The sequence below is a fragment of the Streptomyces sp. NPDC058051 genome (assembly GCF_042885475.1).
Classification (GTDB): domain Bacteria; phylum Actinomycetota; class Actinomycetes; order Streptomycetales; family Streptomycetaceae; genus Streptomyces.
Genome location: NZ_JBHVRW010000014.1, coordinates 150,142 through 171,864, shown reverse-complemented (window position 1 = coordinate 171,864; position 21,723 = coordinate 150,142). Strand labels below are relative to the sequence as shown.

The following is a 21,723-nucleotide window of genomic DNA, read 5'->3' as shown; positions in this document are numbered from 1 at the left end:
AAGCGACCCAATGACAGACACACCCTAGCGAACGCTGCCGTGGGGGGCGTGCAGCCTGTGGACAAGCGTGGCCCGTGTCGATAAGAGACCTGGCCGTTCGGTCGCTCAGCGACCGAACTCTGGGGGCAGCGACTGGAGCTCGTTGAGTCGCTGCCTCTCGGTCTCATACAAAGTCCCAGTTCAGAGCGTTGCAGCGAAGGAAATAGCGACTGAAGCGACTGAAGGCTTCTATATATGACGCACACGCGCACACATGAATGTCTTATATATAGGCACTCTGAGTCGCTTCGGTCGCTGCCGTTCTCGGGACATGAGCCTGACCTGCGCTTTTTCCTGGTAGAAGGAAGCGACCGAATGAATACTCAGTCGCTGGGCTTCAGTCGCTGCGCGCGAACTCGGGGCAGCGACCCGAGCGACCGAAGCGACCTCAGCGACCGAAGCGACCCGTTCCCAGTCCTGGACTGGGGTCCGGACCCGGGCGAAGGCTCCCGCACAGGTACGGGTGCGCGAAGCCGCGCGATCGACGCAGGAGAGGTCAACACGGTCGACGGCACAGGTCGCCCTCATACCGGGCGGCGAGCGCACGACGAGGCTGCGGAAGGTCGTCGGCGACGGGCTGTTCACCTTGCCGGGAGCGGTGAACCACGTGGTCGCGCGCTCCTCCGGGCTCGCGCAGCGCTACGACATCGCCGACGAGGCCGTAGCACCGTGCGATAGGCCGTCTCGATCTGCTGGAGGCTCTCCCTCGACGGGCTGCGCCTGCGGTGCGTGGTCGCTGCGGCTCAGGTGGTGGAGCCGCACGAGCAGGCCGCGTCGAGTGGTCACCGGGGTGACGGCACCTCAGACGCAGGAGTCCGAGGGCGGCGCAGGATTAAGGGATCTCCCGATTAACGGATCTCCCGGGCCTGGCCGGGAAGGTTCTGCAACATCTTGGCGTGCTGGGCGAGCCACAACTCGTTCAGGCGTTCCCCCCACGTGCGGGACGTGGGGGCGGTCCAGCCACGGCAGGTCGTCGATGACGACCAGCAGCGGAGTGTCGGCGGCGATCTGACGCAGCAACAGCAGGGCTGCTGTGGACGTCAGAAGGCGATACGGAATCATCCGTCTCTGCGTACGGTCCACGTGCAGGCCGAGCCGGAGTCCGCGGCTCTAGAGTCCCAGGTCGAAGGCCAGGCACGAGTAGGAGTTCCACGAGCCTTCGGGGTTGTACGAGGCGTTCGCGCCGCCGCTCGGCGCGGCCTCCACCTCTTCGGACATCTCCTCGAACCGGATGCGCTCGGGAAGCCTGCCGTACTTTGCGTGCCGGATCGCTGCCGCGGCATCCGTGGCGAGTTCCTTGCTCATGGCCATTCTCCACTTCGTCGATCGTGGATCGCGTCCTGCTTGTCGCTCGGACGACCATCAGCCTGCACCCCCATCTCGTCACCTGTCAAGACGGTGATGAGATGGGGGTCATGGGCGCAGCCGGAACCGGACATGGGCATCCAGGCGTCACGCCGTGGATGCCCACGTCCGGTTCCGGTGGTCCGTCGACTTCGAGGATCGTGTCGGTGAACGTCCCGGGCTGCTCCTGGGGGAGGTTGTGACCGGCGCCCGGGTCTGGTGCGCCCAGGGGCGGCCCGCGAAGTGGACGGCTCAGCCGCTTTTGTCGGTCCACGGAACGGCCGGGGCTGGGCCCACGACACCTGGGACCGGATGACGGATGCCCGGCAGGACCGCCCTGCTGGGTGGGATGCCGGTCAGGCGAGCGCGGGCTGCGCCGCCCGCGCGGCAAGCCTTCCGGTGCGCGCCAGGGCGAGGACCGCGCCCGCGCAGGCCCCACCGGTCAGGGACAGCGCGGTCCACAACAGCCACAGCATCCGGTGCTGCTGGGCGTAGTCCCACAGTGCGCCGGTGGCCAGGTTGCCCAGGGTGATGCCGATGCCGGAGATGGTGTTGTAGAGGCCGTAGTGGGTGGCGACGAGGCGGTTGCCGGACAGGGAGACGACGGTGTCCATTTCGAACGGGTAGACGACCGCGCTGCCGGCCGACAGGGCGATCACCCCGGCGCCCAGCGCGGCCAGCGCCACCGCCCCCGGTACGGCTTTGCCGCTCGCGGCGACAAGGGCGAGCGGCGCGAACGCCAGGCCCAATACCGCGAGGCCGCGCACCAGGGCCTGTTCACCGCTCCACCGCCGTTTCGCCCAGCCGGTCAGCCGCAGCTGTCCGGCGATGGCCACCGCGGCGGAGAGGACGAACAGCAAGCTGGTGGCCTTCGTGCCCGCCTTCCCGAACGCGTCGCCTGCGGCCAGGGGCAGCGCGAGGTAGACCTGGAAGGTCAGTAGGTAGGAGCCGATCATCGCGAGGGAGAACAGCAGGAACGGCCGGTTGGCCACCACCGTGCGCCACTGCGCCAGCACCCTGTCGCCTCGTCGGGCGGAGCCGGCACCGCGGCGAGCGGGTAGAGACCGGCCCTGCAGGACGGTCAGGGCCGCGAAGATGCCCGCTGCCACCAGGCACACCAGGCGGAAGTCGGCGGCCAGCAGTGCCAGGCCGACCAGGGGGCCGGCCAGTATGCCGGCCTGGTAGTAGACGTTGAACGTCGCGAACGCCTCCACCCGCCGCTCCTCTCCGGCTTCGGCGGCGAGGTAGGCGCGTACGGCGGGATTGAACAAGGCGCCGGCGAAGCCGGTGGCCGCCGACGCGATGACCAGGACGGGCAGGCTGTCCACGACGCCCAGCAGGGCGAACCCGGCGGTACGCAGCAGGCACCCGGCCATGATCGATGCCTTGTAGCCGTAGCGGTCGGCGACCGTACCGCCGATGAGGAACATGCCCTGCTGGGAGAAGTTGCGCACGCCCAGCACGAGGCCGACCGCCCACGCGGCCAGTCCCAGCTCACCGGCAAGGTGGGCGGCGAGGTAGGGCATGAGCATGTAGAAGGCGAGGTTGATGGCGAACTGATTGGCCATCAACAGCCGCACCGCGGGCGGGAAGCTCAGCGTGCTGGTCCACAGGGTCTTCACCGGGCCGCTCCCGCCAGGGTCGCCGCACCCGCGCCGGCCGGTTGCCCGGCGGGTGCCGGGTCCAGGACGGTTTCGCACTTCGTCCACCGCGTGACGGCCCGCTCGCCGGGATGGGTGATCTGGTCCGGGGCGTCGGCCGGCTCGCATCCCAGCAGCCGGCGCTCCCGACACCAGGCGTCGTCGAAGACGGTGCCGACGTAGCGGTGCGGGCCGTCGGGGAAGACGGCGGCGATCCGGGCCTCGGCCGGCAGGGTCGTGGCCAGGTGGCGGGCGACCAGGGCGACCGCGCCCACGCTCCACCCGCCGGTGGCGTACCGGGAGCGGGCCAGGGCCCGCGCGGACCAGACCGCTTCCCCGGCGGATACCCAGTGCACCTCGTCGAACAGGGCGTAGTCGACGTTGCGTGGATAGATGCTGCTGCCCAGGCCCCGCATCAGCCTCGGCGCGGCCTCTTGGCCGAAGATCGTGGAGCCTGTCGTGTCGACGCCCACCACCTTCAGGGCGGGGAAGAAGCCGCGCAGCACCGAGGCCACTCCAGCCGAGTGCCCGCCGGTACCGACGCTGACCACCAGGGCGTCGATCCGACCGAGCTGGGCGACCAGCTCCCGGGCCAGGCCCGCGTAGGCGCTCACGTTGTCGGGGTTGTGGTACTGGTCCGGACACCACGCGTCCGGATACATGGACAACAGTTCGCCGACGCGGTCGCGGCGAGCCTGCTGCCAGCCCCCGACCGGATGCGGATCCCGGACGGTCTGCACATCCGCGCCGTAGGCGGCGAGCAGGCCCGACACCAGGGGTTCCATGCCAGGATCGGTGACCACGGTGACGGGGTGGCCGAAGACGATCCCAGCGAGGGCCAGCCCCAGACCGAGTGTGCCGGAGGTCGATTCCACGATCCGCGCACCGGGCAGCAGGTCACCGCGCTCACGGGCGCGTTCGGCCATGAACAGGGCGGTGCGGTCCTTGATGCCGCCGGGGTTGTGGCCTTCGAGCTTGGCCCAGAAACCGCGTCCGGCATCCGTGAAAGGTTCACCGACCCACAACACGGGGGTGTCACCCACCAGAGAGGCCGGGGTGTCGGCGCGGCGCGTGGCGCCGGTCAGCAGCTGGGCGGGGGCCAGGGTGGAGCAGGGAAGGGTGGAGGAGTTCATCGCACAGGTCTCCTGCCGGCCGCACAGCACCCCGATCAAGGGCGAGGCGGGCCGGTGGTGTTCGAGGACGGAACCATCAGTGGACGATGACGTCACCAGGAGCCCGGATTGCGCGGGCGCCCGGTGACCAGGTCCTCTCAGGTCCGCCACACGCCCAGTACAGCCCGCGCCCGGCTGTGCTCCGCAATGGCTCCACTGCCTTCGTTGCCGCAGGGCGCCCGGCTCCTCGCGGGCATCGTCCCGGCGGGATCGGGGATGAGCAGCCCACCGCCGGTCGCCGGGGGCACGGGCAGGTCGGCCCGGGGACCGGCGGCGGCAGGCTCGTCCACGTCGGTGCATCCCACGGCAGCGCCGTGATCGCACAGGGTCGAAGTGGCTGCCGCGACGGGGTGCGTGTGCGGGGAGGAGACAGCTCCAACAGCGGGCAGTGAATCAGCCCGCGGCAACCCGGCAGCTTGTGCGCCGTGGGCACAGCCGAGCAGGTGCAGCAGCCCGGCCAGCACCGTGACCAGCACCAGCCGCCACGGCGCAGCCCGGGGTACGAGACGCCTCACCCGCATCAGCACAGCACGAAGCGTATTCGAGCAGACACAGAAAGTGCTTGCCGGGTGAGGCGTTTCGTTCTCATGAACGGGCTCTTTCTCCGCAAGGGGCAGAGCCCGGCCTCTCCAGTACCTTCCGGGCGCCGCCGGGCATGAGAAGGCTCAGGCGTACTCGAAGGCCGTCGGAACGGCGCACACCGGGGCTTTGCCGCCCTCCAGCAGCGCGACGGCAGCCCCCGGACAATTGATCGACGTCACACGCCGCCTGGCGGTAGCTGTACGAGGACAGGGCAGCCACTGGCCCAACGGCGTCGGGCTGAAGCTTCGACGCGCACCGGGTGTGCCCGGCCGGGCACACCCGTGTCAGCCACGCCTCCGAACTCGCCGACGGCACGGCGGCACAGGCCGACACGTGTGACAGCGGCGCCTTGCAGGTGTGGATCGCGGGCCGGGACGGTCGCTGTGGGTGGTGCAGGGCACATGTGTGGTACCCGCCGACAGGAGTGCCACGCTCGGTACCGCCCTGGTGCCGGTGTGTCCTGCGACGGCGCCACCGCTCAGCGGTGGAAGGCCGGCTCCGACCGCACCCTGGCCTTCAAGGGGGCGGGCACCCACTGATCGGCCTCGGCGCCGGGGCGGCGAACGCCGTCGGCTGGCCTCCGTTGCAGGAGAGCGCGTATCTCTACTCGGGCACCACCGGAACCGGGACGGTGAAAACGGTCGATCACGACGACTTCGGCACGTGTTACACGCTGTCGAAGGCTGCCCTCTCGGTCCAGATCGCCTCCGGCTCCGCATCCCTGGAGCTTCTACTCCAAGGCCGGCTGCACCGGCGCCACCCCGTGGCGCAGCGGCTCGCTGGCCCAGACCGACCTTCCCTGGGCGATGCTGAGCTACCGGGTGGTCACGCCCTGACGACCCTGCGGGTGTCACTGTCCCGTCGTGGCCGGGACGGGACGATCGTCCCGGCCCGGCCACGACGGTCTCGGTTCCGGATCGGCCGGTCCACTCACGGCTGCGGCGGGGACTCCTCCTGGGCCGCATCTGTGCGGCGCGCGGGCGAACCGCGTGGACGCGCGCACGAGGCGCCGCCGTTCGTCCTCGTCCAGTCCCAGGACGTCCATCAGCTCGTGCAGAGTCGCCTGCCGCCGCGGGCTCTGGCCACGTTCCATGTCACTGATGGCCCGCACGCTCACGCAGGACACCTCGGCGAGGGACTCCCGCGTGAACCGCGCACGTTGCCGCGCCTCCACGCAGCAGCCGACCGGGCTGTCAGACGGTGATGGTCTGGTACTCGGTGTAGGTGCCGAGACCGACCGCGCCGTACTCGCGGCCGATGCCGCTGGCCTTGAAGCCGCCGAACGGGCCGTCGAAGGCGACGGAGGCGCCGTTGACGGTGATCGTTCCGGTGCGGATGCGACGGGCGACGGCCAGGGCGTGGGCCTCGTCGGAGGACCAGACACCGCCGGAGAGGCCGTACTCGGAGTCGTTGGCGATGCGGACGGCGTCGTCCTCGTCGTCGTAGGCGATGACGACCAGGACCGGACCGAAGATCTCTTCCTGCGCGATCCGCATGGAGTTGTCGACATCGGCGAAGACAGTCGGCGTGACGTAGTTGCCCTTCTCCAGGCCCTCGGGGATCTGCGGGCCGCCGGTGACCAGCCGGGCGCCCTCCTCGATGCCGAGCCGGATGTAGCCGCGCACCCGCTCCTGCTGGTCCGGACGGATCATCGGGCCGATGAAGGTGTCCGGGGCGCTGGGATCGCCCACCTTCAGCGACTCCACCAGCTCCTTCAGCGCGGCCACGACCTCCTCGTACCGGCTGCGCGGGGCCAGGATCCTCGTCTGGGCGATGCACGACTCGCCGTTGTTGAGCAGGGAGCCGAACTTCAGGCCCGCGACGGCCTTCGCGATGTCGGCGTCCGGCAGGATGACGGCGGCGGACTTGCCGCCCAGCTCCAGGCTGACCCGCTTGAGCTGCTCGCCCGCGATCGAGGCGATCCGGCGGCCCGCCCGTGTCGAACCGGTGAACGCGATCTTGTCGACCTTCGGGTGCGACACCAGGTACTCACTGGTTTCCCGGTCCGCGGGCAGGATGCTGATCACGCCCTCGGGCAGGCCCACCCGCTCCAGCAGTTCGGCCAGGAAGCCCATGCTCAGCGAGTTCTCCGGGGACACCTTGAGGACCACGGAGTTGCCGGCGAGCAGGGCCGGGATGATCTTCGAGGTGGCCGAGGAGAACGGCGAGTTCCACGGGATCACCGCGGCCACGACGCCGACCGCCTCACGGCGCACCACACTGCGCACCGGGGACGCCGGGTCGGAGGGCACCAGGGTCTCCTCCCAGCCGAACTCCTCCGCCGCCTTGAGGTAGGCGTTCGCCTGCCGGGTCAGACCGGGCTGTCCGGCCCGGGTGAACCATCCCGCCGAACCGTTCTCCAGCGAGATGAGGTGTGCGGCCTTCTCCGCGTTCTCTTCGCGCAGTGCGTTGAACCGCCGCAGGGCCGCGATCCGCTCCGCCGGCGGGGTCAGCCGCCACACACCCGCCTCGAACGACGCCCGCGCCGCGGCCAGCGCGCGGTCGACGTCCGCTCGCTGCGCCTGTGCCACGCGGCCGATCACCGACTGGTCGTGCGGCGAGGCGATGTCGAGCAGGTCCGGGTCGCTCGGCACCGCCCAAGAGCCTCCGACGAAAAGCCGGTCGTAGGTGATCATGTGCTTTCTCACTTTCGGTTCTCTCGGACGCTCCCTCAACTGTCACTTCAATGTAGCATTTTACTTCAATACATACACACGCGAGCGGCAGTACATCTCTTATGTTCTACATTGTCGTAAATCTTGAGGGATGAGAGCCGACGCAGCACGTGTCCGTTCCCAGTGCTTGTGAGGGTTTCCCGCTGGATCTGCTCGGCGAAGTGATCGAGTCCCGATCAATCTGCGCGGCGAATGTCCTGTCTCGCTGAAGCCGAAGCAGTCTCGGTCGATGTGAGGCATCGGGCTGTACGTCTCGCTCAATCTCGGGCAACTGCCCCTGTGTCTCGCGTGTCAGCCCGGCGCGTCCATCAGGGCGGTGACATAGGCATCCAGCCGCTCCTCCACAGCTCGCGTCGTCAGCTCTGTTCTCCCGGCCTCCCGCCACGGCTGCGACACCGACTGCACTTCCTCCGAGGCGGCCAGCGCGTCCCGCACCCGCCAGTACAGCCGCTCGCTCACGCTCGCAGCCAGCACACCGCCGGCCTCCTCGTACGCCTCGGCGAACCGCAGCCCCCAAGCCGGGCCGTGCAGCAGCGCGAGATTGACGGAGCAGTGCGCCACATCGAGATCGGCCGGGCCCCAGGAGGCTCCTGCCCAGTCGATGACGCCAGTGATCCGAGCGCCTTCCGGGTTCGAAGGCGACACGTCGAACAGCACGTTGCCGGGTTGGAAGTCCCGGTGCAGGAAGCGCCCTTCATAGGGTGGCGCGGGTCTGCGGATCACTTCGATAGCCGCGGCCCATACGGCCGCGTCGGCGCCCTTGGGAACCACGACGGTGTCGGCGGTCGTCAACGTCGTATATTCCCGGGGCCGCTCAGCGGGGTACACCGCGTGGATCGCCACAAGTTGACGGGCCAGCAGGCGCACACGCGCCTCCACTCCCATGTCGTCAAGGACCGTCCGGCCCGCCAGATGGGTCATCAGGAGCGACGGATACTCGCACTGCGCGGCGGTCGGATCAACCGCGACTAGTGAAGGAGCCGGCACGGCGGTCCCCGCGAGCAAGGTCAGAGCGCCGGCCTCCCCAATCAGCCCGTCCTCGGCGTTCTCCATGTAAAACGGGTCAACGTAGCTCCGCAGCACCAGGTCACGGGTGCCTCCGTCCCGCGTGCCGACGATCAGCCTCCGCATCTCGGCGGTGATGCCGCCTTGCAGCGCCTCGGCTTTGACGATCCGTTCGCCAGCTTCCAGGTGCCGACTCACCCAAACCAGCGTCAACGGTCGGACGGTCGCGGTCTCATCGTGGTTCATCACCGTGCCACCTCATCATCCGGGCGGCGGCACGGGCGAAGGCTTTTACAGGTACCGACGGCCGTGCGGCTCAGTCCTTCCAGCAAGCCTGGATCCGGACGCAGATGCTCTAAGAGGCGCAAGTCAGAAGTCAGTTGGGCGAGGCAGACGGACACTCGGCATCTCACTCAACCTGAGACACACCAGGTCAGACGGCCGCCGTGCCTCAGCTCCAGCGAGGCGGGACAGCGAAGTCTCCCGTGGGCTGAGCTACGGACGTCGCGCGACGAAGACGAACTCCTTGCCTGGCCGGTCAGGAGCGTCGCGTACGTCCTCCACCACGTACCCCTGCGCGATCAGCTCCGTCTCGACCTCCTGCCGCTCGCGGAAGCGCAAGGTGGAGTCCGACGTCAGTACCTGCCCGTCGGAAGCGAACACATAGGTCCAGCGGAACGTCACCAGCGGCTCGCTCACCTCGATCACCTGGACCCAGCTTTCGACGGCGCCGACATCCGGGATCTCCGTCACGCGGTATGAGGCTTCGCGGTTCCACTCCTCCCAGGCGCGTCTGGCTGGATCCCTGGTCTCGAACACCAGACGGCCGCCAGGCCGCAGTGCCTCGTACGCGCCGCGCAGGGTCTCGCGCCATGCCTGCCGATCGAGGATCTGCTGGGCGGCGTTCGCGGTCATGGTTCCCAGGTCGACCCGCAGCGGCGGGAGTGTCGTGGCATCGCCACAGATCCAGCGCACTCGCTCGCTGCCTGGCTTGGCGCGGGCCACGTCGATGGATGCCTGGGCGGGATCGACGCCGACGACCTTGATCCCGTGTTCAGCCAGCAGAAGTGCGAACACGCCTGTCCCACAGCCGATATCCAGCACCTGACGTGCCCCAAACTCCTCCGTCATCTGGACGTACGCGTCGAGATCGCTGCGATCGGGATCGAGTGGGTCATAGATCGCGGCAAGCCGTGGATGTCCGAAGCACTCGTCAGTCATGCGATCGAACGTATGGGGAGGCTGAGCTGCCTGCCTAATCAATTTCTGCGGCTGCCAGCGGTGTTGGCGCCCGCGTGAGTCGAGGTCTCCAATCGATCACCCGGATGAGGGGTTTGGTCCCGTTCTTTCTTATCAGTCCCGCCTCTTCTGCACAGTGGCTCGCATGGGGGCACAAGGAACGGCCGAACAGGAGATGTCAGCCGTGGATCAGTTCGAGGTCGGGTGGCGGGACGCCGGTGGTGAGCACCGGCGTCCGCTGTCCAAGGCTTCGGAGATTGAGTTCGAGGCAGGGCTGCCCGTTCGGGGGTTCCCGTCGTATCGGGGGCAGCGGCATTTCCCGGGGCTGTACTGGTCGGCGACGACCGGCGGGCATGTGGGGTTCGACTGAGCCACCCCCGCCGCTGCCTGCCGGAACGTGCGGCTTACCTGCACGAACGCACACCGACGCGGGCACGCCGAATGAGCGGGCCGTCAACATCGAGAAAGAGGAGTGGGCGCTGCCTCAGACCAGTCACGACTGAACGGTAACCGTTACTGGACTGACGCGGCAGGGTCCAAGCTCATCGCCCAGTTCTCAGAAACACTGGGACGACGGGCCTTGACCCCGAATCCTGGACACGGGTTATGCGGCTTGGGCGAGCGTAGTTGGTGTGAGGTGGAGGGCGTTCTCGAAGGCGATTGGTGATCGTTGTCCGAGGCGGGAGTGTCTGCGTCGGGTGTTGTAGCGGTGGAGCCATCGGAAGGCGTCGAGTCGGGCCTCGCGCTCGTTGAGAAGGACTTCCAGGACCTCACCGGCTTCGGAAGAACGTGGCCGCATCGCGGACTCTCGGTCTGATGCGCGCCTACGCGGTGCGGGACTGTGCGGCAATCGTCGAGCACCTCGCACACCTCGTGTCCAGGTGTGGGCGGGCCGGGGGCCCGGCCCGCCCACCGCCGCATCAGGCCGCCAGCGCTTCCCGGAGCGTTGAAGGCTTGAGTCCGAAAGTGTCGCGGATATCGCTGTCGTCCACGATGAACGGACGCTCAGACATGAAGCTCATCTCGGTGAACTCCCGCCACAGTGGGTCGGTGAAGGACAGCAGTGTCATGTCCCGTTCGGTGAGTTGCTCCAACCGCGGTTCGGGCGCTCCGTGAAGTTCGGCGAGGTTGGTTGCGGCATGACGCACGGTCGTGGTGATGACCGGGGCGTGCCAGGCCCGTCCCCAGGTCCGCTCGTCGCTGCTGACCGCCACCAGCGCCGCTGCGACGTCCTCGGTGAAAGAAAACGAATGGGCCGCATCGGGGTTGCCGTGGACGAGGGCCAGTTCGCCGTCGAGGACTCGGGGCGCGACCAGCAGCGTGAACGGTGAGACTGCGCCCGGGCCCAGGTACTGGCCGGCTCGCACTTCGGTGGCCCGCAGCCGCCCTTCGTCGTGCGCGTCCTTGGCCTGCTGCCACAGCTGGGCCCTGACCCGGCCCTTCCGGGTGGTCGGGGCCATCGGGGTGCGCTCGGTGACCGGCCCGGTGGTCTGCTGATAGCCGTAGTGGTTGCCGAGCATCACGTAGTCGGCCCCGGCCCGTTCGGTCGCAGCGAGAATCGAGGTGAACAACGGCGGCATGGTCTCCGGCCAGGTATGGTAGGCGGTCATGGCGGCGTTGAAGACTGTGTCCGCTCCGGCCAGAGCCTCTGCCAGCTCGTCAGTGCGGCCCGCGTCCAGGGCGACCCGTTCGATGGCAGGGTGGTCAGGACCACTGCCGCTGCGGGTGATGAGGCGGACCCGCTTGCCGCCGTCGGCCAGTTGCCTGGCGGTCGCGACCCCGGTCGCACCTGCCCCGATGACGACTGATCCACCCATGGTCTTGTCTCCGTTCACCTTCAAAAATGGAACGCCTCCCCGATGGGGGGAAACGTGGTTCACGGAGGGCCCGTCCGCACGCCCAACTCTGCCGTGCGGACGCAGGGTAGGTTAGTGGCCTGAAAGCCACGGCCTCCAAGGATCTAGCCATGCATCGTGTCGCCGTCCTGGCCGTTCCCGCGGTCAAACCCTTCGACCTGTCCATGCCGTCCGCGCTGCTCGGCGCCGCCGAACTCGACGGACGCCCCGGCTATGAGGTGACGGTGTGCACCGCCACGCCCGGCGTGATCGCGGCCTCCGGCGGCATCGAGGTGGTGGTCCGGCACGGCCTTCAGGCGGTCGCGGCGGCGGACACGGTGATCGTCCCCTCTACCGCCAGCCGGCACGACGCCGAGCCGGCCGCACTGGACGCCTTGCGGGAGGCGGCCGCCGCGGGCAAGCGCGTCACCTCGATCTGCAGCGGTGCCTTCGTCCTCGCCCAGGCCGGACTCCTCGACGGCCGTGTCGCCACCACCCACTGGGGCTTGGCCGAGGAAATGCAGCGCGCCTTCCCCTCGGTGCGCGTGGACGCCGACCGGTTGTTCGCCGAGGACGGACCGATCATCACCGGTGCGGGCTCGGCCGCCGGGATCGACCTGTGCCTGCACCTGATCAGTTGCGACTACGGCGCGGCAGTGGCCAACGCGGCGGCCCGCGCCGCTGTCGTCACCCCGGTCCGCCACGGCGGGCAGGCGCAGTTCGTACAGACCCCGCTCCCGGCCGAGACCGACTCCTCATTGGATGCGGCCCGCATCTGGGCACTGCAGCACCTGGACCAGCCGATCTCCCTGCGCGACCTGGCCGGTCAAGCCAAGGTCAGTGTGCGGACCCTGACCCGCCGTTTCACAGCCGAGACTGGCGTGACCCCATTCCAATGGCTGCTCCAGCAGCGGCTGCTGCGGGCCCGCGAGCTACTGGAGACCACCGATCTCACCGTCGACCAGGTGGCCAGCCGCAGCGGCCTCGGCTCCGGCGAGTCGCTCCGCCAGCACCTGAGCCGCCAGATCGGCATGACCCCAGCCGTCTACCGGGGCGCCTTCCACCGCCAGAGCGTGAAGGCTGGTCAGTGACCGCGCGTCTCGGTCCGAATCTGGTGTTTCATAGGTGGTCGCTCGTGAAACACCGCACCACCCGGTGGTCCACCTGCGGCGATCACGTTTCATGAGTTGTTGCAAACGACTGGGCTTCTGAAACACCCTCATGAAACGCTCCGGGGCTACGAGCGACGACTTCAAGCGCGTGGAATCGCACGACTGTCCGATGTCCACCTGTGCCGTCCCGGCGGGCTCCCCGTGCCGGACCGGTAAGGGCAGGGTGGCGGTCCAGTACCACACCGCCCGCTTCCGCCTTGTGCCCCAGCTCGCCAAGACGCTCAGCGTGCCGACCCCCGCAGTACGGAAACCGGGGTCGGTGTGGACGGAGCTGCCCCGGCCGGTGAGCGCCGGCGCCAAACCGGTCGGGCACGTCCGCCTCGGGTACGCCCGCGCCTCGACCGTCCGGCAGTCCCTCGACGCGCAGCTCGACTCCCTCGCCGAGGCCGGAGTGACGCGGGTCTTCTCGGAGAAGATCTCCACCCGCGCCACGAAGCGCCCCGAGCTGGAGACCGCTGTGAAGCTCGCCAGAGAGATCCGCTCCTGCGGCGTCGCAGTGACCCTCGTCGTTCACGAGCACAAGCGGCTCGGTCGCGGCATCGAGCTGGCCATGCTTGCCGAGGAGCTGAAGGCGAGCGACGTCGGCCTGGAGTTCCTGACCGGGGAGCTGAAGGGCTCACACGACCCGTCCGGGATCGTGTTCACCGTGCTCGCCGCGATGTCCGGGATGGAGCGCGAGTACATCCGCGACCGCACCCTCGAAGGCCACGAGTCCGCCCGCAAGCGCGGCAAGACCATCGGCGGCGCGGGCGTTACCGACGACTCCATGCTGTCCATGGCCCTGCACCTACGCGCCCAGGAGATGAGCCTGCGCGACATCGCCAAGCGACTCGTCATCACCACCGGCGCGAAGAAGGGCCAGCACCCCTCGCCCGCCACCGTCATGCGGATGCTCCGCGAGCATGACGAGCAGGCCGCCGCAGCGGCGAGCACGTGATCACCCGGCTACTTTGCGGCTGGTGTCTGAGCTAGGGCTCCAGGGCCCCGTAGAGGCGGGGGTGGACCGGCGCACCGTCTACCGGCGTTTCTCGGTCGACACGTTCCTGTATGGCATCGGAGCTTCATGAGACACGGATCGGGACGGCAGCACACTTCTGCGACGCCGTACCCGTGCACCCCTATGTTGTCCGGCTGCGGCCGTGGCCGACATCATCGCGCGGAACCCGTAGGCGAAGCAGGGCTGGGGTTGACCGCCGACGGCGCATGAGCGCGCCGTACGAAACGACACGGTGAGGGCGGTCTGCGGCCGACATGGCGAAGGCGGCCTACGGCCGACCGGATCACGGCCGGCCGGATCAGACTCGGCCGGACCTGGTTCGTCCCGGGGGTCCGGACCAGTGACATGTGGCGTCGGTCCCGGACGCGTGCGGCGGAAGGGCATCGCCCTTCCGCCGCACGTGTGTTCAGGACCGGTCGCGCCTGGGCAAGCGCCAGTTCGGGCGCGGGAAGTGGCAGGTGTAGCCGTCCGGGTAGCGCTGAAGGTAGTTTTGGTGCTCCGTCTCGGCCTCCCAGAACGGGCCGGCCGGCACCACCTCGGTCACCACCGGCCCCGGCCACAGCCCGGACGCCTCAACATCGGCGATGGTGTCCTGTGCGACACGACGCTGCTCGTCGTCGAGGTAGAAGATCGCGGAGCGGTAGCTGAGGCCCACGTCGTTGCCCTGCCGGTTCGTCGTGGTCGGGTCGTGGATCTGGAAGAAGTACTCCAGGATCGCACGGTAGTCGGTGACCGTGGGATCGAAGGTGATCTCGATCGATTCCGCGTGCTTTCCGTGGTCACGGTAGGTGGGGCGGGGCTTGTCGTCGTCCCCGCTGTAGCCCACCCGAGTGTCCACCACACCAGGAAGCGCCCGAATCAGCTCCTGCATCCCCCAGAAGCAGCCACCCGCCAGCAGCGCCTTCTCCTCGACGTCGCTCATGGCACCTCACCTTTCTGTCCGCGTCCGTTCGCGCGGGCTCCAGCCTCGCACACCTGCCGGAAAGTCCCCCACCTATCGTCACCATTTTGACTGGTGACGAACCGTATGGCGAACTGGTCACCGCTGTGCCTGCCCTCATGGACACGCTGGACCCGCTACTCGCGCTGCGTGCGTGGCTGGACCGCCTGCTGAGTCTCGGCAGGGCCGCACCGGAAACCGGGGCCGGGACAGTATCGGATTGCTGCTGTTCAACGAACGCTGTCGCTCGACCGTGGTCACGCCAGAACCTCTTCTCCGTGTCGGACATGCCGCCGCCCGAGCCTCCGCCGGTGGGACGGGGTCTGCCCGGGTGGTCGGCCGGGGCCGTCCGCGCGGGACGTCCCCGGCGTACGTGGGGGCCGACGGGTCCGCCGGACGTGTCGGCCGACCTCAGCCTGCGCTGCCGGACAAACCTCACGCATCAGTCACTTGACGGTGGGATACAAGGTTGTGCCTCCGACGTGACGGGCAGTCACAGCAGGTCGAATCCCAGCTCCCGGGCGGCCGTCTCGGGGGTGGGTTGTGACCAGCGCTCCGCCACCGCCTCGCTGGTGGACAGCGACCGCGCCAGGGCCACGTCGAGGTAGAGCGTGCCGTGGAGGTGGTCGGTCTCGTGCTGCACGATGCGCGCCGGCCAGCCGGTGAACACCTCGTCGACCGTGTGACCGCGCTCGTCCTGCCCGCGCAGCCTCACCCGCGCGTGGCGGGCCACCACCGCCTGCCAGCCGGGCACGCTCAGGCAGCCCTCGAAGAACGCGGCTCGGGCGTCGCCCTCGGGCTCGTAACTGGGGTTGACCAGCACCCGGAAGGGCAGTGGGGTGCGTCCGCGCGCCTCCAGCGTCTCCCGCGGCCCTCGCGCCAGGTCCTCCATCACCGCGATGGCGAGCGGGATTCCGACCTGGGGCGCGGCCAGTCCCACGCCCGGGGCCGCGTGCATCGTCTCCCGCAGCGCGGCCACGAACCGGTCGAGCAGCGCGTCGCCGAGCTGCCCGTCGTAGGGTTCGGCGACGCCGCGCAGTACGGGATCGCCCGCGGCGACGATGGGCAGCGGGGCGCCGGTCGTCAGGAGTTCCTCGACGCGCTCGGCCAGGGACATGCGTGTCATCGACTTGGTCATGGGATCAGCTTGCCAGCCGATTCGGGATACGTATGAAACACATGTATTGAGAATCCGTGCCGTCGACGGTCAGTCGGCTCGCGTTCGTCCACTCGTTCTTCAGCAACTCCGAGGTCCACGGCGCGGCGCTGCTGCTGTCGGGCGAGGCGGGGGTGGGCAAGACCGCGGTGTTCGACGCGGTGGCAGGCCCCCGCGCACGGTTGGACGCGGGGTGTGCCACCGGCCTGTCCTCCCCCGGTGGCCGTGCCTGACGCCGCCTCGCAACACGAGAGGTGAACCGGATGCTCGATGCCTGGGACAGCCATCCGGACCTCCACTGGCCGTCCGGTTTCTCACCGGCTCGCGCCCACGGTTTCTGCCAGGCCCAGGCCGTCGTGCGCGCCTCGTCCACCACGGCGTTCACCCTGATCTGCGACGTGGCGCGGTGGCCGGAATGGGTGCGTCGATCAGCTCGGGCAGGTTCCGCGCCAGGCCGCAGGTCACCGAGGCGATCAGGAAGATCGTGGTCGAGGTCAGGTACAGCCGCTTGCGGCCGAACATGTCGCCGAACTTGCCCCACAGCGGTGTCACCGCTGCCGAGGCGAGCAGATACGCGGCGCTGACCCACGCGATGCCGTCGAACCCGTTGAGGTCCTCGGCTGTCCGGGGCAACGCAATAGGGGGTGTGACCGAGATACGCGCCAAAGGGGCAACGGGATGATCTTGAAGCACTGATCCGCTCGGATTTACCTGCGGCGACGTGCGGCGGGGTCGCGTTCGGCGACGTGCCGGGCGACCGAGTCGATGCCGGGGCGGGCGTAGCGCTCCAGGGAGCGGACGGAGGCGTGGCGGGAGCGGGCCAGCAGCGTCGGGGTGGAGGTGCCGGCCTCCGCGTCGTGCGTCAGGGCACTGTGGCGGAGCCGGTGCAGGGTCCAGCCGTCCAGGTCCTCGGTGTCGTCGGGGGAGGCGAGGGGGTTGGCCAGTAGCCGGGTGTTCTCCTCGAAGATCTCCTCAGCGCGGCGGTAGGAGAGCCGGGCCCAGCCTGTCTCCGGGCACACGTCGAGCGTGGGTGTTCCGGCCGGGGCCTTGCGGTCGGTGAGGAACAGCGGGCCGCGGGTGCGGCGGGCGATGAGGCGGGGCAGGAGCTGGGCGGTGCCGGACTGCCAGTGGATCCACTCGGTAGCCCCGCCTTTGGCGGTGATCCTGCCGCGCTTGTCCTGCGGGTAGAGGTCTTCCACGTTGAGGCACAGCACCTCGTCGGCCCGTGCGGCGGACTCGTAGAGCATCTTCCACTGCGTCTTCTCCCGCTGCGTCCTCTCCCGCTGCGTCTTCTCCCGCAGCGCGATGTCCAGGCGCCACAGGGCGGCGATCTGGTTCTCAGCGAGAGCCTTGGTGCGGTCCGGCGGCGCCGGCCGCCGCTCGATGCCGATCGTCGGATCGCACTCGATCCAGCCCTGGCGCTGCCACCAGCCGATCGCCTTGCGCGCGATGGACAGCTCCCGGTTGACGGTGTCGGCGTCCATCGCATCCGCCCCCGCCGCCGCCAGCTCGGCCAAGACCTCCGGCAGCGCCGGGTCGTCGATCGCGGCGACGGGGAAGACGGGCGGTTTCGCGCCTCGGCGGGCGGGTCCGGTCGGCGGCGGTTCGCCGGCGAGCATCCATCCCCACGTCGTGAGGGAGATCCGGTAGATCCGCGCGGAGGACTTCGCGATGCCCGCGCCGGTGAGGCGGCGCTCGACCGCCGCGGTGTACGACGAGGGCAGGGCGGGCAGCGGCACGACCCGGGCGCGCGGCAGGCGGGGCGCGCCCCTGCTCTCGGATTCGGCCACTGGTTCGATCATCACGCCTGCCCCGCCCTTCCGGCACTGCCGCAGTAAATGCGTACAGCTCGTCCCGGCGGCCGGGATGCCCCGCCGCAGGTCGCGGTGATCACCGTAAGGGCTCCGCGCAGTAAATCCGGTATTTACTGCGGCAGTTGCGAACGCGTTTCCGCGATCGAGCATCCGCCCGAATGCGTTTCTGCTGTGCGGACTTGAGGGGAGTGGACTGTCAGTGACCGGGGCCAGCATGCTCACCTGGGTCATGCCCCAGATCCACCGTCACGGGCAGGCACTCGGCGAGCAGGTCGACGATGTCGCGCCAGGCTCGCTGCGCGTGCCGTGGGTGGTAGCCGACGCCGGGGACCACGGGGTGGCCGACCGGCGGGTGATGGAAGGCGTGCAAGGCGCCGCCGTAGACCGCGAGGCGCCAGTCGACGCCCGCGGCCTGCATCTCAGCGGTGAACGCGTCTCGTTGCGCGGGCGGCATGATCGGGTCTTCCGACCCGACCCCGGCCCACACCGGGCAGCGAATGCGCGCAGCCTCGCCCGGTCGGCCCGTGGTCAGTGCGTTGACTGTCCCGATCGCGCGCAGGTTGACACCATCGCGTCCGAGTTCCAGCCCGACGGCGCCCCCGGTGCCGTAGCCGACGGCGGCGATCCGGTCGGGGTCGGTCCGCGGTTCGGCGCGCAACACGTCGAGCGCCGCATGGCCGATGCCTCGCATCCGCTCGGGGTCGGCGAGCAGCGGCAGGCAACGGGCCAGCATCTCCTCGGGGTCGCCCAAATAGCGCCCGCCGTGAAGGTCGAAGGCCAGCGCTATATATCCCAGTTCGGCGAGAGCATCGGCCCGGCGGCGCTCGACGTCGCTGAGCCCCATGCCCTCTGGTCCGAGCAGCACCGCTGGCCCGCGGTCGACACCGGCCGGGAGCGCGAGGTGCCCGATCATCGTCAAACCGTCGGCCGGATACTCGACCGTACGCGTCGTAATCGTCGTCATGAGACTGGACTGTAGTGATCGTCGAGCCCGGTCCGGCCGGTGTTCTGCCGCTGGCGGAACAGCGCGGGTATCCCTCTGAAATACGGCGAGGGCCCACCAGAACCGTCACAAACCCCGCCCCCACGGCAGCGCTATCGGATCACCTGCCCGGGCCACGGTGTTGGAGGCTGACCCTCGCAGCAGGATTCTGGGGTATACCGGCCCGCTCCCTTGAAGGGCGTCACCAGCTGGTTCCCTCACGGCTCAGGCAGCCTGGCCGAGACCGGCGGCGGTCAGGTCCTGCTCGCGCAGCGGGGTGAAGTCGGCGTCGAGTTTTTGGCGCGTATCTCGGTCACACCCCCAATAGAGCCTCACCCAGGCTGGCACCACCGAACCATCCGCCCCATTAATGTGGCAATTAACGGAGGATACTTCACTCGTGTGAGGCGATAGATGTCTGAGGTTTCACATTCCGCCGCTAGAATCGGTGCGGTGAGAGCCGACGCAGCACGCAACCTGGAAGCCGTCCTGACCACCGGGGCGCGCATGCTCGCCGCCGATCCCGGCGCCAGCATTGCGAGCATCGCTGCCGAGGCGGGCGTGGACCGGCGCACCGTCTACCGGCGCTTCGCCAGCCGTGAGGAACTCCTCGCGGCCATCTACGAATCGCGGCTCACGGCCATCGAACGGGCCATCGAGAACGCCCGGCTGCGCGAGGCACCCGTCGCCGTCGCGCTGCACCAGTACGTCGAGAACATCATCGCCGTCAACCGCACCTGGCCCGTCGACCTCACCCGCATGCTCGCCGACGACACCGTCCACGCCCGCCGTGACGCGTCCGTCCGCGAGGTCGACGCCTTCCTCGAACGCGCCACCGACGAAGGCCTCCTGCGCCGCGGCCTCCCGCAGGGATGGGCGAGCGCTTTGCTGCCCCAGCTCATGCACCTGGTGTCCCGGACAATGCCCGAACTGAGCCCCGCACAGGCGGCGGACGTCGTCGTCGACACCCTGCTGCGCGGCCTCGGAGCGTCCTGACCCGACGAAGGCCCCCGGGACACTTCGCGAACGCCGGGCCACCGTCCTGGATCTTGCTCGGGCAAAGGACCGTTTATGAGAATCGAGGCAGGGGGCTGGTTCGGCTCAACCGGCTCAGGTGTCGTTTCCGTGGTGGCGCGGGGATGAGCGGCGTGGTGATGACCGCGGCACACGTGCCCAATACCAGCCAGTCCAGGTGGCCATGGCCGCTGCGGCACGGCAGGCCGCCTCGGCCGTCAGACCGTCGCTCACTGGAAGAAGATCGTCTGCCTGGCCCTTCTCGGCGGTCGCTGACAGACAAGGGGTGGCTCGGCCATGTTGCCGGGCCACCCCTTCGGGGCGTGCAGCTGTCAGACCGGCTGCGGGGCGGGCGCTGGGGCGGTGGCCTTGTGAACCTTGCTGGTCTCGCGGAGGATCAGCAGGCCAGTGATCGCGATCAGTGCCGAGGTCAGGCCGTGGATGCCGAACGCGGCGGCGATGGAGCCGTGGTGGGCCAATACGTTGATCATGTCGCCGAACGGGGCGACGGCCTCCATGAGCAGGACCCAGCCCAGAGCACGGCGGTGGCCCGTCACCAGCAGGATGCCGATGACCAGGCCCATCGCGAATTCGCGGATGCCCTTCATGATGAGGAAGCCGTCGCCGTCGCCGGCGGGCCAGTTCGGCAGGCCAACGCCTGGAGTGGACGTCTCGGGGGTCAGGATGAAGGACAGCCCGAGGTAGAGGACGAACAGGGCGACGACGGTGGCCAGGGCCGTGTTGACGTTCTTCAGCGACATGGTGCTTCTCCTTTGAGGTTCAGCCTGGGGTTGTGCAGGGTTCAGCGGCGGGCGTAGTTGGGGCGGCCGATGACGTGCCGGATGACGCGGACCGATGCGGGTGGGGCGGACAAGATCGCCTTACCGGAGCATCCCTGGCCGCGCCGACCTGCCGGTTCGTCCCCGGCGATGCCCGTTTTGCCGCGATCGCGCCACCATCAGCAAAGCCGTGATTCGCTGGGCTGCCATCGGCCTCAGGACCCGGCGCCGCCCAGAGTGAGGATTTCCATGAGGTGTCCGTTGGGGTCGTGGAAGTAAGTGCCTCTGCGGCTTTCGGTGCGCTTGCTGTGATGGATCTGCCCGTCCTCTTGGCATGCAGGATCGCCGTAGTGGGTGATTCCACCGTGCTGGATGCGGGCGAGGGCAGCGTCGAACTCCTGCTCGCTGACCGTGAACGCGTAATGGTGTGGCTCGAAGGCGGCCAACTGGTCGTAGTCCAGGCTGACCTGGTGGCCAGCGTGACCGGCGTGAAGTGCGCCACCGGCGGATCGACACTCAGGCCGAGGATTTCGGCCAGGAACTGCGCTGAGGCTTGCGGGTCACGGGCGGGGACGATGGTGTGATTCAGTGCCACGGCCACAAGGACTCCTTGTCAGGGACGGGGCTGCGCGTGGTGGGTTGGTCGGCGGTCTTGGCGACCCGGCGTGGTACGGATGCGTGACTGCCCGGGGAGAGAGGGCAGGGCTTCTCCGACCGCCCTCCCCCGGCTACAGCTGACGTGTCATGCATCGATCTGCTCGAAGATGTGCGGGTACGACACGATGTCGTCGGGAAACTCGGCCGCCATGCGCTGAAACTCCGGGCTGCCGAACGCCGCGGCGAGCGCCTCGGTCGACTCCCAGACCGCGACGTTCATCAGAAGCTGGCTGTCTGCCGTTCCCCTGTGCATCTGCAGGGAGACGAATCCCGGCTGAGCCTTCATGAACTCCGCCTGCCCCCGAAAGAGGGCCAGGAACGATTCAGTCCTCTCCTTCGGGACGAAGAAGGTGTTGGCCAGGACGATGGGCCCGGTCTTCTCTTTGAACTGCGCGCATATCGGCGTGTGCGGGTCGAGACTCTGCAGCTTGGCCATCTTCGGTGCTTCCTCTCGCTATCGGTTGTCCCACGGCACCGCGGCCAGGCCACCGCCGTACTGGATCCGGCGACGCTCACGACGCTCGCCACCTGTGGCACGTGGAGATCTGACAGACGTTTGAGGGGCATCGGCGCCGTCCTCCAACGACTGCGGCCTTGCCAACGTTTGTTGGCAAACGCTTGTTGGCAAACGTAGAGCCCCAGTCCTGGACTGTCAACACGCGTTGGCCTACATTTGTTGGC

Annotated in this window: 22 protein-coding genes; 5 read left to right on the top strand and 17 right to left on the bottom strand. The window is 68.8% G+C overall.

What is annotated here, in order from left to right:
- Positions 1-1,149: 1,149 nt before the first annotated feature.
- From ACFVUT_RS22865 to ACFVUT_RS22830, 8 genes are all read right to left on the bottom strand, one after another.
- Positions 1,150-1,344, bottom strand: a complete 195-nt coding sequence (locus tag ACFVUT_RS22865) for a hypothetical protein (protein ID WP_389653798.1) — start codon at positions 1,342-1,344, stop codon at positions 1,150-1,152.
- A gap of 395 nt (positions 1,345-1,739) precedes the next feature.
- Positions 1,740-3,005, bottom strand: a complete 1,266-nt coding sequence (locus tag ACFVUT_RS22860) for an MFS transporter (protein ID WP_389653796.1) — start codon at positions 3,003-3,005, stop codon at positions 1,740-1,742.
- Complete coding sequence (locus ACFVUT_RS22855) at positions 3,002-4,156, bottom strand: PLP-dependent cysteine synthase family protein (RefSeq protein ID WP_389653794.1); 1,155 nt, start codon at positions 4,154-4,156, stop codon at positions 3,002-3,004. The genes ACFVUT_RS22860 and ACFVUT_RS22855 overlap by 4 nt, the downstream gene beginning before the upstream one ends.
- Before the next feature lie 137 nt (positions 4,157-4,293).
- Complete coding sequence (locus ACFVUT_RS22850; protein ID WP_389653792.1) at positions 4,294-4,722, bottom strand: hypothetical protein; 429 nt, start codon at positions 4,720-4,722, stop codon at positions 4,294-4,296.
- Positions 4,723-5,627: 905 nt separating this feature from the next.
- Positions 5,628-5,888 carry a hypothetical protein gene (locus ACFVUT_RS22845; protein ID WP_389653824.1) on the bottom strand — a complete coding sequence of 87 codons (261 nt, stop codon included), beginning with the start codon at positions 5,886-5,888 and terminating at the stop codon, positions 5,628-5,630.
- Positions 5,889-5,970: 82 nt separating this feature from the next.
- Positions 5,971-7,413 carry an aldehyde dehydrogenase gene (locus ACFVUT_RS22840; protein ID WP_389653822.1) on the bottom strand — a complete coding sequence of 481 codons (1,443 nt, stop codon included), beginning with the start codon at positions 7,411-7,413 and terminating at the stop codon, positions 5,971-5,973.
- Between the two features lie 330 nt (positions 7,414-7,743).
- Entirely contained in the window at positions 7,744-8,703 is a 960-nt protein-coding gene (locus tag ACFVUT_RS22835) for a phosphotransferase family protein (protein WP_389653790.1), read from the bottom strand.
- 249 nt (positions 8,704-8,952) lie between these two features.
- Entirely contained in the window at positions 8,953-9,678 is a 726-nt protein-coding gene (locus ACFVUT_RS22830) for a class I SAM-dependent methyltransferase (RefSeq protein ID WP_389653788.1), read from the bottom strand.
- A 163-nt stretch (positions 9,679-9,841) separates the two neighbouring features.
- On the opposite strand from ACFVUT_RS22830, the gene ACFVUT_RS22825 reads away from it, so the two are divergent.
- A complete protein-coding gene (locus tag ACFVUT_RS22825; protein ID WP_389653786.1) occupies positions 9,842-10,066 on the top strand; it encodes a hypothetical protein in 225 nt (74 codons plus the stop codon).
- A 550-nt stretch (positions 10,067-10,616) separates the two neighbouring features.
- Here ACFVUT_RS22825 and ACFVUT_RS22820 read toward each other — a convergent pair.
- Positions 10,617-11,513: an NAD-dependent epimerase/dehydratase family protein gene (locus ACFVUT_RS22820; protein ID WP_389653784.1), complete on the bottom strand. Its 897-nt coding sequence runs from the start codon at positions 11,511-11,513 to the stop codon at positions 10,617-10,619.
- A 149-nt stretch (positions 11,514-11,662) separates the two neighbouring features.
- Between ACFVUT_RS22820 and ACFVUT_RS22815 the strand changes: the two genes are divergently transcribed.
- Complete coding sequence (locus ACFVUT_RS22815) at positions 11,663-12,622, top strand: GlxA family transcriptional regulator (RefSeq protein ID WP_389653782.1); 960 nt, start codon at positions 11,663-11,665, stop codon at positions 12,620-12,622.
- 190 nt (positions 12,623-12,812) lie between these two features.
- On the top strand, positions 12,813-13,640 hold the full coding sequence (locus ACFVUT_RS22810; RefSeq protein ID WP_389653780.1) for a recombinase family protein: 828 nt from the start codon (positions 12,813-12,815) through the stop codon (positions 13,638-13,640).
- Between the two features lie 466 nt (positions 13,641-14,106).
- Here ACFVUT_RS22810 and msrA read toward each other — a convergent pair whose 3' ends face one another.
- Positions 14,107-14,622: a peptide-methionine (S)-S-oxide reductase MsrA gene (gene msrA / locus ACFVUT_RS22805; RefSeq protein WP_389653778.1), complete on the bottom strand. Its 516-nt coding sequence runs from the start codon at positions 14,620-14,622 to the stop codon at positions 14,107-14,109.
- A 511-nt stretch (positions 14,623-15,133) separates the two neighbouring features.
- On the bottom strand, positions 15,134-15,778 hold the full coding sequence (locus ACFVUT_RS22800) for a peptide deformylase (RefSeq protein WP_389653776.1): 645 nt from the start codon (positions 15,776-15,778) through the stop codon (positions 15,134-15,136).
- A 56-nt stretch (positions 15,779-15,834) separates the two neighbouring features.
- Here ACFVUT_RS22800 and ACFVUT_RS22795 point away from each other — a divergent pair, with 56 nt between their 5' ends.
- Positions 15,835-16,029 carry a hypothetical protein gene (locus ACFVUT_RS22795; protein ID WP_389653774.1) on the top strand — a complete coding sequence of 65 codons (195 nt, stop codon included), beginning with the start codon at positions 15,835-15,837 and terminating at the stop codon, positions 16,027-16,029.
- A 148-nt stretch (positions 16,030-16,177) separates the two neighbouring features.
- On the opposite strand, the gene ACFVUT_RS22790 is transcribed toward ACFVUT_RS22795, so the two are convergent.
- The 3 genes from ACFVUT_RS22790 to ACFVUT_RS22780 form a co-directional block, all read right to left on the bottom strand.
- Complete coding sequence (locus ACFVUT_RS22790; protein ID WP_389653772.1) at positions 16,178-16,429, bottom strand: MFS transporter; 252 nt, start codon at positions 16,427-16,429, stop codon at positions 16,178-16,180.
- A gap of 74 nt (positions 16,430-16,503) precedes the next feature.
- Positions 16,504-17,586 carry a tyrosine-type recombinase/integrase gene (locus ACFVUT_RS22785; protein WP_389653770.1) on the bottom strand — a complete coding sequence of 361 codons (1,083 nt, stop codon included), beginning with the start codon at positions 17,584-17,586 and terminating at the stop codon, positions 16,504-16,506.
- A 220-nt stretch (positions 17,587-17,806) separates the two neighbouring features.
- Positions 17,807-18,574, bottom strand: coding sequence for a dienelactone hydrolase family protein (locus ACFVUT_RS22780; protein ID WP_389653768.1), 768 nt, complete (start codon positions 18,572-18,574; stop codon positions 17,807-17,809).
- Positions 18,575-19,099: 525 nt separating this feature from the next.
- Here ACFVUT_RS22780 and ACFVUT_RS22775 point away from each other — a divergent pair.
- Entirely contained in the window at positions 19,100-19,588 is a 489-nt protein-coding gene (locus tag ACFVUT_RS22775) for a TetR/AcrR family transcriptional regulator (RefSeq protein WP_389653820.1), read from the top strand.
- A 350-nt stretch (positions 19,589-19,938) separates the two neighbouring features.
- Here the strand turns inward: ACFVUT_RS22775 and ACFVUT_RS22770 are convergent, their stop codons facing one another.
- The 3 genes from ACFVUT_RS22770 to ACFVUT_RS22760 form a co-directional block, all read right to left on the bottom strand.
- Positions 19,939-20,367 carry a DUF4267 domain-containing protein gene (locus tag ACFVUT_RS22770; RefSeq protein WP_389653767.1) on the bottom strand — a complete coding sequence of 143 codons (429 nt, stop codon included), beginning with the start codon at positions 20,365-20,367 and terminating at the stop codon, positions 19,939-19,941.
- A 233-nt stretch (positions 20,368-20,600) separates the two neighbouring features.
- Entirely contained in the window at positions 20,601-20,831 is a 231-nt protein-coding gene (locus ACFVUT_RS22765; RefSeq protein ID WP_389653765.1) for a hypothetical protein, read from the bottom strand.
- A 296-nt stretch (positions 20,832-21,127) separates the two neighbouring features.
- Positions 21,128-21,478: an antibiotic biosynthesis monooxygenase family protein gene (locus ACFVUT_RS22760; protein WP_389653763.1), complete on the bottom strand. Its 351-nt coding sequence runs from the start codon at positions 21,476-21,478 to the stop codon at positions 21,128-21,130.
- Between the last annotated feature and the right edge of the window lie 245 nt (positions 21,479-21,723).

Coding starts and splice junctions, on each gene's coding strand:
- ACFVUT_RS22855 (WP_389653794.1), bottom strand. CDS start 4,156: ATGAACTCCTCCACCCTTCCCTGCTCCACCCTGGCCCCCGCCCAGCTG.
- ACFVUT_RS22820 (WP_389653784.1), bottom strand. CDS start 11,513: ATGGGTGGATCAGTCGTCATCGGGGCAGGTGCGACCGGGGTCGCGACC.
- ACFVUT_RS22780 (WP_389653768.1), bottom strand. CDS start 18,574: ATGACGACGATTACGACGCGTACGGTCGAGTATCCGGCCGACGGTTTG.
- ACFVUT_RS22840 (WP_389653822.1), bottom strand. CDS start 7,413: ATGATCACCTACGACCGGCTTTTCGTCGGAGGCTCTTGGGCGGTGCCG.
- ACFVUT_RS22810 (WP_389653780.1), top strand. CDS start 12,813: ATGTCCACCTGTGCCGTCCCGGCGGGCTCCCCGTGCCGGACCGGTAAG.
- ACFVUT_RS22760 (WP_389653763.1), bottom strand. CDS start 21,478: ATGGCCAAGCTGCAGAGTCTCGACCCGCACACGCCGATATGCGCGCAG.
- ACFVUT_RS22800 (WP_389653776.1), bottom strand. CDS start 15,778: ATGACCAAGTCGATGACACGCATGTCCCTGGCCGAGCGCGTCGAGGAA.
- ACFVUT_RS22775 (WP_389653820.1), top strand. CDS start 19,100: ATGCTCGCCGCCGATCCCGGCGCCAGCATTGCGAGCATCGCTGCCGAG.
- ACFVUT_RS22830 (WP_389653788.1), bottom strand. CDS start 9,678: ATGACTGACGAGTGCTTCGGACATCCACGGCTTGCCGCGATCTATGAC.
- ACFVUT_RS22865 (WP_389653798.1), bottom strand. CDS start 1,344: ATGAGCAAGGAACTCGCCACGGATGCCGCGGCAGCGATCCGGCACGCA.
- ACFVUT_RS22770 (WP_389653767.1), bottom strand. CDS start 20,367: ATGTCGCTGAAGAACGTCAACACGGCCCTGGCCACCGTCGTCGCCCTG.
- ACFVUT_RS22815 (WP_389653782.1), top strand. CDS start 11,663: ATGCATCGTGTCGCCGTCCTGGCCGTTCCCGCGGTCAAACCCTTCGAC.
- ACFVUT_RS22825 (WP_389653786.1), top strand. CDS start 9,842: ATGGGGGCACAAGGAACGGCCGAACAGGAGATGTCAGCCGTGGATCAG.
- msrA (WP_389653778.1), bottom strand. CDS start 14,622: ATGAGCGACGTCGAGGAGAAGGCGCTGCTGGCGGGTGGCTGCTTCTGG.
- ACFVUT_RS22835 (WP_389653790.1), bottom strand. CDS start 8,703: ATGAACCACGATGAGACCGCGACCGTCCGACCGTTGACGCTGGTTTGG.